Origin of the sequence: Labrenzia sp. 5N (assembly GCF_012395805.1) — a bacterium.
Taxonomy (GTDB): Bacteria; Pseudomonadota; Alphaproteobacteria; order Rhizobiales; family Stappiaceae; genus Roseibium; species Roseibium algicola.
Map to the genome: position 1 here is coordinate 265,722 of NZ_JAAZTM010000016.1, position 13,731 is coordinate 279,452.

Annotated in this window: 12 protein-coding genes; 3 read left to right on the top strand and 9 right to left on the bottom strand. The window is 59.9% G+C overall.

All coding sequences use genetic code 11. From position 1 onward, the window contains the following. Window positions 1-19: 19 nt before the first annotated feature. Window positions 20-811: a delta-class carbonic anhydrase gene (locus HEP89_RS17110; protein WP_168692590.1), complete on the bottom strand. Its 792-nt coding sequence runs from the start codon at window positions 809-811 to the stop codon at window positions 20-22. Window positions 812-1,048: 237 nt separating this feature from the next. Between HEP89_RS17110 and HEP89_RS17115 the strand changes: the two genes are divergently transcribed. The 3 genes from HEP89_RS17115 to HEP89_RS17125 all read left to right on the top strand — a co-directional run bounded on the left by HEP89_RS17115 (window position 1,049) and on the right by HEP89_RS17125 (window position 3,327). After that, window positions 1,049-1,666: a PilZ domain-containing protein gene (locus HEP89_RS17115; protein WP_168692591.1), complete on the top strand. Its 618-nt coding sequence runs from the start codon at window positions 1,049-1,051 to the stop codon at window positions 1,664-1,666. A 296-nt stretch (window positions 1,667-1,962) separates the two neighbouring features. Beyond that, a complete protein-coding gene (locus HEP89_RS17120) occupies window positions 1,963-2,922 on the top strand; it encodes a PRC-barrel domain-containing protein (RefSeq protein ID WP_209014743.1) in 960 nt (319 codons plus the stop codon). Window positions 2,923-3,129: 207 nt separating this feature from the next. Further along, window positions 3,130-3,327, top strand: coding sequence for a CsbD family protein (locus tag HEP89_RS17125; protein WP_031269168.1), 198 nt, complete (start codon window positions 3,130-3,132; stop codon window positions 3,325-3,327). A gap of 80 nt (window positions 3,328-3,407) precedes the next feature. Here the strand turns inward: HEP89_RS17125 and eda are convergent, their stop codons facing one another. From eda to HEP89_RS17165, 8 genes are all read right to left on the bottom strand, one after another. Further along, window positions 3,408-4,046 carry a bifunctional 4-hydroxy-2-oxoglutarate aldolase/2-dehydro-3-deoxy-phosphogluconate aldolase gene (gene eda / locus HEP89_RS17130; protein WP_023000616.1) on the bottom strand — a complete coding sequence of 213 codons (639 nt, stop codon included), beginning with the start codon at window positions 4,044-4,046 and terminating at the stop codon, window positions 3,408-3,410. 104 nt (window positions 4,047-4,150) lie between these two features. Next, window positions 4,151-5,971, bottom strand: coding sequence for a phosphogluconate dehydratase (edd, locus tag HEP89_RS17135; RefSeq protein WP_023000617.1), 1,821 nt, complete (start codon window positions 5,969-5,971; stop codon window positions 4,151-4,153). 140 nt (window positions 5,972-6,111) lie between these two features. Then, on the bottom strand, window positions 6,112-7,587 hold the full coding sequence (gene zwf, locus HEP89_RS17140; protein WP_055655338.1) for a glucose-6-phosphate dehydrogenase: 1,476 nt from the start codon (window positions 7,585-7,587) through the stop codon (window positions 6,112-6,114). Between the two features lie 97 nt (window positions 7,588-7,684). Next, window positions 7,685-8,632 (bottom strand): carbohydrate kinase, encoded by a 948-nt coding sequence (locus HEP89_RS17145; RefSeq protein WP_168692592.1) that lies wholly within the window; start codon window positions 8,630-8,632, stop codon window positions 7,685-7,687. A gap of 440 nt (window positions 8,633-9,072) precedes the next feature. Next, window positions 9,073-9,870: an ATP-binding cassette domain-containing protein gene (locus HEP89_RS17150; protein WP_208984213.1), complete on the bottom strand. Its 798-nt coding sequence runs from the start codon at window positions 9,868-9,870 to the stop codon at window positions 9,073-9,075. After that, a complete protein-coding gene (locus HEP89_RS17155; protein WP_023000621.1) occupies window positions 9,846-10,928 on the bottom strand; it encodes an ABC transporter permease in 1,083 nt (360 codons plus the stop codon). The genes HEP89_RS17150 and HEP89_RS17155 overlap by 25 nt, the downstream gene beginning before the upstream one ends. Window positions 10,929-11,009: 81 nt before the next feature. Beyond that, on the bottom strand, window positions 11,010-12,026 hold the full coding sequence (locus tag HEP89_RS17160) for a sugar ABC transporter substrate-binding protein (protein ID WP_023000622.1): 1,017 nt from the start codon (window positions 12,024-12,026) through the stop codon (window positions 11,010-11,012). Between the two features lie 24 nt (window positions 12,027-12,050). Then, the gene (locus HEP89_RS17165; RefSeq protein WP_197923239.1) at window positions 12,051-13,373 is read right to left on the bottom strand and encodes an ROK family transcriptional regulator; all 1,323 of its coding nucleotides are present in this window, start codon (window positions 13,371-13,373) and stop codon (window positions 12,051-12,053) included. Between the last annotated feature and the right edge of the window lie 358 nt (window positions 13,374-13,731).

Genomic DNA, 13,731 nt, shown 5'->3' on the forward strand with positions numbered 1-13,731 from the left:
ATCCGGCGGCTGAGGCCAATCAGTTGGAAATCGGGGCCAGCAATTCAGGGGCTGTCACAAGTTGGCGAATGCCGTGGGAATGATCTTCCTTGAAGACATTGCCTTTTTCCGCCCAGGCGTTGAGCGAGTTTATGTCCAGCTTGGCGCATTGCGGATGCACGCTCCAGGTCACCTGAAGCGGGGAGCAAGTCGCCTGGGTGAAACTGGGCCCTGTTGTCGACCCGATGAAGGTGACCGGCGTACCTGTGCCTTCCGGCAATGACTTGGCCTGATGCAGGCCATTCACGATATTGCCGTCATAATCGAAGTCGAGGAAGCTCAGTGCCTCGGGATCATTCACGACGAGGAAGACCTGGGCCTCGACACGAAGTTGCGGATTGGCGCAGGCATCGCTCAGGCAAGAACCAAGTCCTTCACCCGGGGTGATGTTGCAGGATGTATGCACCCAGTGGACTTCGATCGTGTCGCCGGGCTTGACCCCGTGGAAAGCTGACCCAGCGGGTTCTGCCAATTCAGCCTCGGTCAGGTCGGCGGTCTCGTTGCACTTGTAACCGCCATGATCTCCATCGCCGGCAAAGACGGTGAAGCCTGGCCCCTTGTGTTCCGCGTTGGTGTGCGTGTGGATGTTGCACAGGTTCAGCTTGTCGGCGGACGGCGCTATCGAGACAGAAGACGTGTTCAATCCTGCTGTCTGCGAGATATCGCGTGGAGTTTGCGGGCCGAAACCCTGACAGAGCTCTTCCGCCTGAGCCTGGGAGAGAAAACCGAGGCCTGCGAGGGCCGCAATTGTGAGTCCGATGTATTTCGCCATGGTAGTCTCCTGCGAATGTGGTTGAGGCAGGCTGTTGGGCGCATTTCAAGAAAAGATAGCCGAAGAGGCGAGGATGATTTGAACGCGCATTTGAAAGGAACGCCAATTGCAAAAATTGCTCAGGGTAAATCGCCGTTCAGGGCAAAAAGCTCCGAAGTTGGCGGAAAACAACGATAAATTGAATTGTCTGACTGTATTTTAAGTGAAATGAAAGTTTGCTCAAGGTAAACTAAATCTATGAATTCCGAAAACAAATCACACGGCCTCACCCATCTGCTCGATCAACCTGATGCCGAGGAAGAAGTCCTCGTGGTTGATTTCGACAATCTCTCGGTTATCAACGCGGTTGCATCCAACGTCAGCGAGTGGGGCTTCCGGTTGACCTCTCCGGATATCGGCGAGCTTTACAAGAACATCGGGGTTCGGCCCAAGGATGCAAGCAAACTGGTGAAGGCTCACGTCACTTCCGTGAAGGGCAATGATGCCGCTGTGGTCTTCGCCAAAAGCGAGAAATCCGTTTCGGACAAGCGTCGCGAGAAACGGAACAACGTCAGCATTCCGGTAAAGATCGCGGACCTGGACGGAATTACGGAAATCAGTGGCACGATCGTTGATGCCGGCAAGAACGGTTGCCGCATAACTGCCAAAGGTCTGACAGCGCTTCCAGAGGAAGTTCTGCTGACGATGAAAAAATTCGAAAGGCCGGTCGTCGCCGAATTCGCCTGGCGCAATGACACCTCCGCCGGCATGCGTCTCTTGTGGGATCGGACGCTTGAGCAGGACGACGATCACGGAGACGACGACGAGACCGACGGCACCTCCGAAACGGATACCGAAGAAGCCCAGAGCGTCTGACATGGCCCGCTTATGCTGCGGTCGGCGTGTGTCCCAATCAACTTCCCACAATTGACTGAACTTCCCGCGAGGACGTGAAAGAAACGCGGCGAGCGGTGGTTTCGCGCGTCCATCCGTACCTTGGGTGCTGGGCGAGTTTTCCGCCTGTCTTCGAAAAGGCAATTGTCACTTTTTTCAAAAATTTAGTTTTTAAGCCGGAACTTCTTTCTCTCTCGGTTGTTCTCACAGTAACCGCCTCATCAATAGCAATACTGATGTTGCCGGCTTGGGAAATCACTGTGAGAGGATGTAATATTATGAAACGGATTATCACCGCTACCGCGATGTCCTTGATGCTGACAACGTCACTTTACGCGGCAAACGAAGTAAAACCGCTCCAGACTTATGAATTCAATGAGTCTGCAAACATGAGTGATGTTCTTGCATCTGATCTGATTGGCATGCGGATCTACTCGGTCGAAGAAAACTATGACCGGTTCAACGAAGACTATCAGGCTCAGGCTGACGAAGAAAAAGACTGGGACGACATCGGTGAAGTCAACGATGTGATCCTTGGCTTCGACGGCTCGGTAAAGGCCGTTATCCTGGGTGTTGGTGGCTTCCTTGGTATTGGCGAGAAAGACATCGCCCTTCCGATGGAGCAGCTGAAGGTTGTCCGCGAGCAGGATGACGCCGATAGCTACTTCCTGGTGGTCAACGCCAATAAGGACGTGCTGACCAATGCTGCGGCGTATGAGAACCCGTATGCTGACGAAGCGGAAACGGCTGCCACACAGACTTCCGAAGGTATGGAGAAGCCTGCTGATTCGGCAATGACGACGGAAACCGACACGTCGACCGAAACCGCGATGAGCCAGGATAGCGACGCCGGCGTGACGGCTGCTCCGGAAACTGCGATGACGCCCCAGACCGATGCTGATGGTCGTGCGCTTCTGCCGCGTGCCGAAGTCGAGCGTGATGGCTACACCGAAGCAGTTGTTGCCGAACTTACTGCCGATGATCTTGAAGGTGCCACCATCTACGACGCCAACGATGAAGACATCGGTGAGATCGATTCACTCATCGTGAGCCAGGACGGTACCATCGAAAAGGTCATCCTTGATGTTGGCGGCTTCCTGGGTATCGGCGAGCGTGAAGTTGCCGTCACCTTTGACGAGCTGCAGATCATTCGCAACGAAGACGGTTCCGACCTGCGCGTCTATGTAGGCGCCACCAAGGAAGAACTGGAAGCTCAGCCGGACTACGTCGCTGAGTAAGAGTAGTGGACTGCTCCGGGTGTCATCACCCGGGGCAGCCTGACACAGCGTCCGGTTCTATCGAGATCCTTCCCGATATCCGGACGCCTATCCCGAGACAGATGGCTTCAACAGGCGTCTGTCACTTTCTCAAACCTCAACACCTGCAGCAGTTGGCCGGGAGCATCCGGTCGAGAAGCTGACTGCACCCTGACTGGAGTGATGAAAATGAACTGGGACATTATCGAAGGCAATTGGAAACAGGTTAAAGGCAAGGCCCAGGAACAGTGGGGCAAGCTGACCAACGACGATCTGGACCGGATCGAAGGCAATCGCGACCAGCTTGCCGGCAAGATCCAGGAGCTCTACGGCAAGTCGCGCGACGAAGCAGAGCGCGAAGTCGATGAGTGGGCAAGTCGCCACTGATCGTCGAACAGATGAAAAAGAGCCGGGCGATCCGTCGCCCGGCTCTTTTTGTTCGAAATTGCTGATCTGCTGGTTGCTGATCAGATTTTGAGGGCGGCTGCCGCCTTTGCGCGGGTTTCAATGCCGGACCAGTCGTCCTCCGCAATCGCCTTTGCGTCGGCAATCCAGGAACCGCCAACGCACAGGACGTTCGGCAGTTTCAGATAGTCCGGAGCCTTGTCGAGACTGACGCCGCCTGTGGGGCAGAATTTGGCCGCCGCCAGCGGGGAGGAGAGAGACTTGAGGTAGGACGCTCCGCCTGCCTGTTCGGCGGGGAAGAACTTCAGCCGCTCATAGCCGCGTTCCAGCAGAAACATGACTTCCGATGCGGTGGCTGCACCTGGAAGCAGAGGCACGCTGTGCTGGTCGGCGGCGTCCAGCAGGTTGGCGGTTGCGCCAGGAGAGACGATGAAACGGGCACCTGCAGAAACGGCGGCATCATATTGCTTGCCGTCCAGCACCGTGCCGGCACCCACAATCGCGCCTTCCACGTGCTCGTTGACCGCGTTGATCGCTTCCAGGGCATGGGCCGTGCGCAAGGTGATCTCGATAGCAGGCAGGCCGCCGCGCACAAGCGCTTCTGCCATGGGGACGGCCTTCCTGGGATCCTCCACGATCAGCACCGGGATCACCGGTGCCGCGCACATTACCTTCTCGATCTTTTCAATGTCCTGGGCCATATCGCCTCCAAAATCTCTTTCTTGTCGCGTCCGCACCGAAGCCAATCAGAGCGGATCGCAAAATCTATCGTGCCGAATTCACCTGGCCGTTCGGGGCCTGATCCTTACTCACCAAACACATGTGCGCCAGTATCGGCCGAACCAACTGCACCGCGGAAGGCGGCGAAAAGGTCCCGGCCGGTGCCGAACTGGCTCTGGCTCAGGTCAGCTTCCGCCAGCGGGCGGGCGTTGAATTCGGCTTCGTCGACCAGCACTTCCAATTTACCAGTCACCGCATCGACGCGGATCATGTCACCGTCACGGATTTTGGCGATCGGGCCGCCGGCAGCAGCTTCCGGGGTCACATGAATTGCTGCCGGGACCTTGCCGGAAGCACCAGACATGCGGCCGTCGGTAATCAGGGCGACCTTGTGGCCGCGGTCCTGAAGGATGCCGAGGCAGGGCGTCAGCTTGTGCAGTTCGGGCATGCCGATTGCCTTCGGGCCCTGGAACCGGACCACGGCGGCAACGTCGCCGGTCAGTTCCTTGTTGTTGAAGGCGGTCAGGAAATCGTTCTGGTCGTGGAAGACGCGGGCAGGTGCCTCGATGATGTGGCGTTCCCTGGCAACAGCCGAGATCTTGATGACGGCCTTGCCCATGTTGCCGGTGAGCATCTTCAGGCCGCCCGTCGGCTGGAAGGCCTTGGCAACGGGAGCCAGCACCGTTTCGTCGCCGGAGGTCTCAGGAACCTCTTCGCGTTGCACGTTGCCGTCTGCGTCGAGTTTCGCTTCCACAGTGTAACCGGAGAGGTCTGTGCCGTAGACGGTCTTCACGTCCTGGTGCAGGTAACCGTCACCCAGCAGTTCGCGGATCAGGAAGGCAAGGCCACCGGCGGCCTGGAAGTGGTTCACATCGGCCTTGCCGTTCGGATAGACGCGGGCCAGAAGCGGCACGACATCGGAGAGATCGGAGATGTCGTCCCAGGTCAGCCTGATGCCTGCAGCAGCGGCAATTGCCACCAGATGCATGGTGTGGTTGGTGGATCCACCCGTGGCGTGAAGGCCGACGACGCCGTTGACGATCGCCTTTTCGCTGATGACTTCACCGGCGGGGGTGAACTCGTTGCCGAGAGCGGAAATCGCGATGGCGCGCTTGGCCGCTTCCCTGGTCAGGGCGTCGCGCAGGGGCGTGCCCGGATTGACGAAGGAGGCACCCGGCATATGCAGGCCCATGATCTCCATCAGCATCTGGTTGGAGTTAGCCGTGCCGTAGAAGGTGCAGGTGCCCGGTGAATGATAGGCGCGTGACTCGCTTTCCAGCAGGGCGTCACGGCCGACTTTGCCTTCGGCATAGAGCTGGCGGATCTTGGCCTTCTCGTCGTTGGAAATGCCTGTCGGCATCGGACCCGCGGGAACGAACACGGCCGGCAGATGGCCAAAGGAGAGGGCCGCGATGGCAAGACCGGGCACGATCTTGTCGCAGATGCCGAGAAAGACCGCTGCATCGAACATCTGATGCGACAGGCCGACGGCAGCAGCCATGGCGATCACATCGCGGGAAAACAGCGACAGTTCCATGCCGTCCTGTCCCTGGGTGACACCGTCGCACATGGCCGGAACGCCACCGGCAACCTGGGCAACCGCGCCGATTTCGTGTGCGGCTTCGCGGATCAGGGCCGGATATGTTTCATAGGGCTGGTGGGCCGACAGCATGTCGTTATAGGAGGTGATGATGCCGAGGTTCGGTACCACGTCGCCGGAAAGGGCCTGCTTGTCGGAGAGGCCACAGGCGGCGAACCCGTGTGCGAGGTTGCCACAGGACAGGCGCGAACGCTGCGGGCCCTTGTCGGCGGCCTTGCCGATGCGGTCCAGATATCTTGAGCGGCTGTCGTGACTGCGTTTGACGATCCGTTCGGTGACGTCGCCAATGCGATCCTGGATGGTCATTGCTTCAAATCCTTTGCTAGCCGCGCCGCGGCCTGGCTGGTCCTATGTCCGGCACATAGGGCGTTGCGGCGAGCTTGCCGCTCTCTAATCGATTTAAGAGGCCGGAAACGCGCAAGGCCGGGCCTTGCGCGAGAGTGATATCAGTTGCTGTCGTCTTCGGCCCAGGTGCGGCCGTCACGCTCGACCAGAGCGATGGAGGCGGACGGACCCCAGGTGCCGGCGGTGTAGCCTTTCGGCGTTTCCTTGGAGGCTGCCCATGCAGCCTGGATCGGGTCGATCCACGCCCAGGCGGCGTCAACTTCGTCACGGCGCATGAACAGGGTCTGGTTGCCGCGGATCACGTCCATGATCAGGCGTTCGTAGGCATCCGGGTTACGCACCTTGAAGGCTTCGGCAAAACTCATGTCGAGCGGAACCTGACGCAGGCGCATGCCGCCGGGGCCGGGGTCCTTGATCATGATCTGCATCTGGACGCCTTCATCCGGTTGCAGACGGATGATGAGGCGGTTGGCGGTGATCGCCCCGGCTTCCGCGTCGAAGATCGAATGCGGGATCGGGCGGAACTGGACGACGATTTCCGATACACGCTGCGCCAGACGCTTGCCGGTGCGCAGGTAGAAGGGCACGCCGGCCCAACGCCAGTTGGCGATTTCCGCCTTCAGGGCGACGAAGGTTTCCGTCCGGCTTTCGTTGTTGCCGAGCTCTTCCAGGTACCCGGGAACCGCACCTCCGGCCGAAGCCCCTGCGCGGTACTGGCCGCGCACGGTCAGCTTGTCGATGCTCTGCTCGTCGATCGGGGCAAGAGCTTTCAGAACCTTCAGCTTCTCGTCGCGCACGCTGTCGGCGTTCATGCTTTCCGGCGGCTCCATCGCAACAAGGCAGAGCAGCTGCAGGATGTGGTTCTGCACCATGTCGCGCAGGGCACCTGCGGTATCGTAGTAGCCGGCACGGCCACCGGTGCCGAGCGACTCGGCCACGGTGATCTGGACATGGTCGATATGGGCCGCGTTCCACAGCGGCTCGAACAGGGCATTGGCAAAGCGCAGGGCCATCAGGTTCTGCACCGTTTCCTTGCCGAGATAGTGGTCGATACGGAAGATCTGGTGTTCGTTGAACACAGCACCGACCGTGTCGTTGAGCGCCCTGGCGGACTTGCCGTCCTTGCCGATGGGCTTTTCCATGACGACGCGGGAATGGTCGTTGACGACGCCGATACGGCCGAGGTTCTCGCAGATCGTGCCGAAGAGGTCCGGGCCGACCGCAAGATAGAAGGCGCGGATGACTTCAGGACGTTCGTCCAGGATGGTTCTCAGATCTTCAAAGCCGTCGCCTGTGGCGATGTCGATCTTGACGTAGCGCAGGCGCTTCAGGAACTGCTGAAGATGCTCGTCGTCCAGATCCTTGACGTGTTCTTCAAGCGCGGCCTTGGCATAGTCGCGATAGTCGTCGTCGGAATAGTCGCGGCGGGCACTGCAGATGATGCGGGCGTTTTCCGGCATCTGGCCGTCCGCGTCGCGGTGGTAAAGGGCAGGCAGAAGCTTGCGGTGGGCGAGGTCTCCGGAGGCTCCGAAAACGACGAGGTCGAATTCTTCAACTTCAATGACGCGTACCGCCATAAAACATCCCTTCTCACAGCTGCCAGTCCGATGGGCCGCTCCAGCCTGGACCGTTTTCGACTGCCTTTTAAATCGATTTAATTCTCTTGTCAGCCCCTCATTTCAGGGCCGACCACTCTTTTTCCAGTTCGCTCCTGCGCGGCAGATCCGCTCCCCTACGGGAGCAAGTGATGGCAGCTGCCCCGACAGCGAAGTCAAGAAGACGATTTAGCTGGCCGGCGTCAAGGGCTGCAAGCGCATCACGGTTGGTTGCACCTAGATGTTTCAGCCCTGCAAGCAGGGCTGCCTGGAAGGTGTCGCCGGCGCCAACGGTGTCTTCAACGGTTACCTTGATGCCCGGACGGCTGACTTCGATGCCTTCGGCAAATGCGGTTGCACCGTCGCCGCCCCGTGTGACGATGACCAGCGAAGCCCCCATGCCGAGCCAGGCGCGGGCAATGGTTTCAACGGGTTCACCGGGAGCGATCAGGGCAAGGTCTTCGTCCGACACTTTGACGACATCCGTCAACGGAACAAGGCTTTCCGTATTGCGGCGCCAGAGCGCCATGTCCGGTACCACGGTCGGGCGTATGTTCGGGTCGAAGGAGACCAGCGTATGGTCTCGCTCGCGTTCGATCAGAGCCCTGAAGGCGGCCGAAACCGGCTCGACCAGTGCCGTGTAGGACCCGATGTGCAGAAACAATGGCGGTTCGTCGAACTGCGGCAGGTCATCGACGGTTACCATGCGGTCAGCCGCGTTCTCGCCGTAGAACGTATAGGCAGGAGAGCCGTGCTCATCCTTCTGGACGAGGCTGAGCGTCGTCAGGTAGTCAGTCCTCAGGATATAGCGTTCCGAAACGCCTTCACTGCGGAACTTCTGGACCAGACGTTCGCCAAGGGCATCGCGTGAAATGCCGCCGAAAAACCCGGCGTCCTCTTCAAGGCGCGCCAGCCCCATGGCCACGTTGAAGGGGGATCCGCCGATACGGGCGTCGAAAGAAACACTGTCGCCGGAACCGGCTTCTCCAAAGAGATCGAACAGTGCTTCGCCGCAAATCAAAAACATATACGTTCTGGTCTTTCGTCGTTTGTCAGGAACCGCATCGACGGCGGATTCATGGCTTTGTGTCATTTCGCGGCAGCGGCCTTTCAGACCACCGCCTCATCCGAAGGTGGCCCGCAAGGCGCCGAACTCGCCGCCCATCCTTCGAGACGAACCTTTCGGTTCTCCTCAGGATGAGGGTTCGGGTGGGAGAGGTGCTGAACCCAGTGTCTCCCGTTCCCTTATTGGTTCCAACAAGGCCTGCCAATGGCACCCGTTGAATGACCTTTCTCCACCCCACAGCGGCTCATCAAACCACCACCTCATCCTGAGGAGGGCCATAGGCCCGTCTCGAAGGATGGGCCACGAACGCTGATTTTGCCGCCCATCTTTCGGTTCTCTTCGGGATGAGGTCCCGGGTAGGAGGCGCCGGATGAAGGCACCTCCCGTTTTTCTTCCCAGGCCTAGGCCGCCATGCTGTCCGGCGGATCCATGGCTCCGGTCATGATCGCCACCGCATCGGACATGGAAAAGTCCGACGGTTTGATGACACAAGCCCGACTGCCCAGCCGATGAATGTGGATACGGTCGGCAACCTCGAAGACATGGGGCATGTTGTGACTGATCAGCACGATGGGCAAGCCCCTGGCCCTGACATCCTTGATCAGTTCGAGCACGCGCCGGCTTTCCTTGACGCCGAGAGCTGCGGTCGGCTCGTCCATGATCACGACCTTGGAGCCGAAAGCGGCCGCCCGTGCCACCGCCACACCCTGGCGCTGACCGCCGGAAAGCGTTTCAACGGCCTGGTTGATGTTCTGAATGGTGAGCAGCCCCAGTTCGTTCAGCTTTTCGCGGGCGATCTCTTCCATCTTCTTTCGGTCCAGCTGGCGCAGCCAGGTGCCGCGGAAGCCGGGTTTCTTCAACTCACGGCCCATGAACATGTTGTCGGTGATCGACAGAGCAGGGGACATGGCCAGGGTCTGGTACACCGTCTCGATCCCGGCTTCGCGGGCATCGATGGGCGAGGTGAAGTGGACGGGCTTGCCATCGAGCAGGATCTCTCCGCCATCAGGCTGCACGGCTCCGCTGAGAGCCTTGATCAAGGTGGATTTGCCGGCCCCGTTGTCGCCGATCACGGCGAGGATCTCGCCGGGATAGAGTTCGAAGTCGGCTCGGTCCATGGCCACGACACGGCCGTAGCGCTTGACCAGTTTACGCGCTTGCAGGACAGGTTCCATCACACAGATACCTTTCTGATCCATTGGTCGATCGCGACCGCGCCGATGATGAGGATGCCGATCAGCAGGTAGGTCCACTGCGCATCGGCGCCAAGCAGGCGCAGGCTGAGCGTGAACACACCGACGATGAGCGCCCCGAACAGGGTGCCGAGCACGGATCCACGTCCGCCGAAGAGCGAGATGCCGCCGATCACCACGGCCGTGATGGATTCGATGTTGGCAAGCTGACCCGTGGTCGGGGAGACCGAACCGATGCGGCCGATCATCGCCCAGCCGGCGAAGGCGCAGATGAGCCCGGACAGCATGTAGACCGATATCAGAACCTTCTTCACCTGCACGCCCGAAAGCTGCGCGGCTTCCGGATCGTCGCCAACGGCGTAGACATGCCTGCCCCACGCTGTCTGACGCAGGGCGTAGGCCAGCACCAGCACCAGAAGCACCATGAAGATGACGCCGTAGGTGAAGACTGCGCCGCCGACATTGACCTTGTTGCCGAAGAACTGAAGCAGCGGTGCCACTTCGGCGATTTCCTGCGACCGGATGGTCTCATTGGCCGAATAAAGGAAGTTGGTGGCAAGCACGATCTGCCACATGCCGAGCGTCACGATGAAGGGGGGCAGCTTGACGATGGCGACAAGGAAGCCGTTGAGATACCCGCAAAAGGTACCGCAAATAAGGCCGCAGACGATGGAGACCTCCACCGGCAAACCATAGCGGAAGGTGAACTGCCCCATGACGACGGAGGACAGCACCATGATCGCGCCGACCGACAGATCGATGCCGGCGGTCAGGATGACGATGCTCTGTGCTGCCGCCACGATGCCGACGATCTGGACCTGCTGTAGGATCAGCGTCAGTGCGAAGGGGGAGAACAGTTTCGATCCGAGCAGCAGCCCGAAAACGACAAGGGAGAGTACCAGGACGATCAGCGGAACCAGTGATGGGGTCTGGTGCAGCGTGTGCTGGATTTTATGCCCGATCCCATGACGTTCGTCATCGAATGAGGCGACAGCTTGCGGTCCGGAGGTGGCAGCGGATTCGTAGTCCGCCGGCCCCTTGGCCGTTTTGCTTTCTAAGGTCATGCCCGTTTAACCTTCTTTGCGCCGGTTTTGAAAAAAGGGGCAAGGTCGCCCATGCCCCTTTTGATCTCGTTCAGGGGTGCCTTAGCCCCAGCAGAGATCCGTTCCCTTGGCGGTGTCGATGGATTCGACGCCTTCAACCGGCTTGTCGGTCACAAGGGCAACACCGGTATCGAAGAAGTCTTTGCCTTCGGTCGGCTCCGGCTTGGTGCCATTGTCGGCCCAGGCCTTGATGGCCTCGATGCCGAGCGATGCCATCAGCAGCGGATACTGCTGCGAGGTGGCGCCGATAACACCGTCCTTGACGTTCTGAACACCCGGGCAACCGCCGTCGACAGAAACGATCAGCACGTCGTTTTCGCGGCCGATGGCCTTCAGTGCTTCATAGGCGCCGGCAGCAGCGGGTTCGTTGATCGTGTAGACCACGTTGACCATCGGATCCTTGGCGAGCAGGTTTTCCATCGCCTTGCGGCCACCTTCCTCGTTACCTGCGGTCACGTCGTTGCCGACGATGCGCGGATCGGTTTCGTCACCCCACTTGTTCGGGTCGCCAAGCTCGATGCCGAAGCCCTGCAGGAAGCCCTGGTCACGCAGCACGCCGACGGTTGGCTGGCTGATGCCGAGATCAAGCATGGCGATCTTGGCATTGGCTGCCTCGTCGCCCAGGCTGGCTGCGGCCCACTGGCCGATCAGCTCACCTGCCTTGAAGTTGTCGGTGGCGAAGGTTGCGTCGGCTGCGTCGATGGGATCGAGCGGCGTGTCGAGTGCAATCACCAGAAGGCCGGCGTCGCGCGCCTGCTGGACAGCCGGCACGATGGACGACGTGTCGGATGCGGTCAGCAGGATGCCCTTGGCTCCGTCAGCAATGCAGGTTTCGATCGCTGCCACCTGGGTTTCATGGTCGCCGTCGATCTTGCCTGCGAAGGACTTCAGTTCGATGCCGAGCTCTTCAGCCTTTGCGGTGGCGCCTTCCTTCATTTTCACGAAGAACGGGTTGGTGTCCGTCTTGGTGATCAGGCAGGCGGAGATGTCTGCTGCGACTGCCGGGGTGGCAGCCATGGCGGCGAGAACGGAACCGGTCGCGAGTAGTTTGCGGATCATTTGCGTTTTTCCTCCCTGGCCAATTCAGGTTGAACGGTTGGGTGTGGCCAGATGTGACCCCAACCGTGCTGCCCGTGCCGGAAAGCTGGCTCTATCCTCCGAGCTGCCAGCTCCGGCGGGTCCGGTGTCTTTCCCGCCCGTCAGGATTGCTGCCCTGGGCGAGAAATTGAAGAATTGCGGCAGGCTGGCTGCGCCGATAGCGCCTGCGTCGTGGCCAAAGCTGCCGATTTCGATGTCGGGTGAATGGCGTTTCTCAGGCGCGGCCCTTTCCACGGCCTTTTTCAGGGCGGCCCGGAAGGTTTCGGGGAACGGGCCGCCAAGGTCGCCGTCGAGGACGACCAGAGGAACATCGAGAAGCGCATAGGCCGAGCGCAGGGCAAGTGCGAGCGCTTCGGCGCAGTCTTCCAGCCACTCGGTGTATTTAGGGTCGCCGGTTTCAACCGCGTGCTGCAAGTCGGAGCGGTTGAGCTTTGGAAAATCTTCGGGCGACATGTGCCGGGCGAGAGCCACCAGCGATGCGCGGGTCAGCAGCAGGTCCCAGGAATTGCGGGCCTTTGGTGCGGTGGTCAGCGTGCTTGGCGGGACGGGGATCATGGCAACGTCGCCGGCGTTCCCGGATACGCCGCGCACGACATCGCCCTTCAGGATCAGGCCGCCGCCGATGGCAGGTCCAAGGAAAAGATAGACGAAATTGTCGTTCTGCCGGCCCAGCCCGTAGAAGAGTTCGGCCACAGCGGCGGCCGTGCCGTCGTTCTCGCTGAACACCGGCAGGCCGGTTGCCTTTTCCAGGGCGTCGGTCAGGTCGAAGTCTTCCCACCTCATGAAATCGGCCTGGGGCAGGCCCAGTTCATGCAGCCAGGCACCAAGGTTGAACGGTTGCGCCAGGCCGATGCCGGTGATGCGGGACTGATCTTCCTTGCTCAGATGCTGGCGCAGGAATTCCAGATCGTCCTTGAGGATTTCCATGGCCTCTTCGGGCGCAGGCAGGATCATGTCATGAAGCCGGCGGGCAATCAGCTGGCCGGAAAAATCCATCAACACGGTTTCCATGTTGGTCCGGTCCAGCCGCACCCCGAAGGAATAGGCGCCGCGCGGGGCAAGCCGGAGAATGGTTGCCGGTTGCCCGCGACTGCCGTCGTGGCGCTTGCCGGCTTCCACGATAAGCCCTTCCTCGATGAGGTTCTGGATGATGGCGCCGATGGCCGCGTTGGTCAGCTGTACCGCCCGGGCGAGTTCCGCCTTGGAGGCCTCACCGGCACGCCGAAGGATCTGAAGTACGATGCGTTCGTTGTACCGGCGCAATTGCGCGGAATTCGAACCACGGCCGCTTTTTGGCGTGTCCTCCACCGGTCTTGCTCCTCCCCAGGAACTGCCTGCTCTCGTCGGCGGCATCAGAATAAATAAGTTTGATAAAATTATTCGCCCAAGTGGCCCGGCTGTCAATCGCAATCTGTTTTGCAACGCACGTTTTCGATATTGTGGCGCGGTAAGTCTCTGCGCAACAACACGAAAAATTCTCGCCTGCCTCGGTAACATTTTTCCGGCAGGGGCCGGTCTGGCACATCCGCACAGCCTGGGTGCGCGCGGGATTGACGGGCGATCCGTATTTCAGCTCTTTCGTGCAGGACATCCTAACACACCTTCGCGAAATCGTTGCCGGAGCTTTCAACATCCGTATTGTCGGGGAGGGACGAGAATCGGAGAC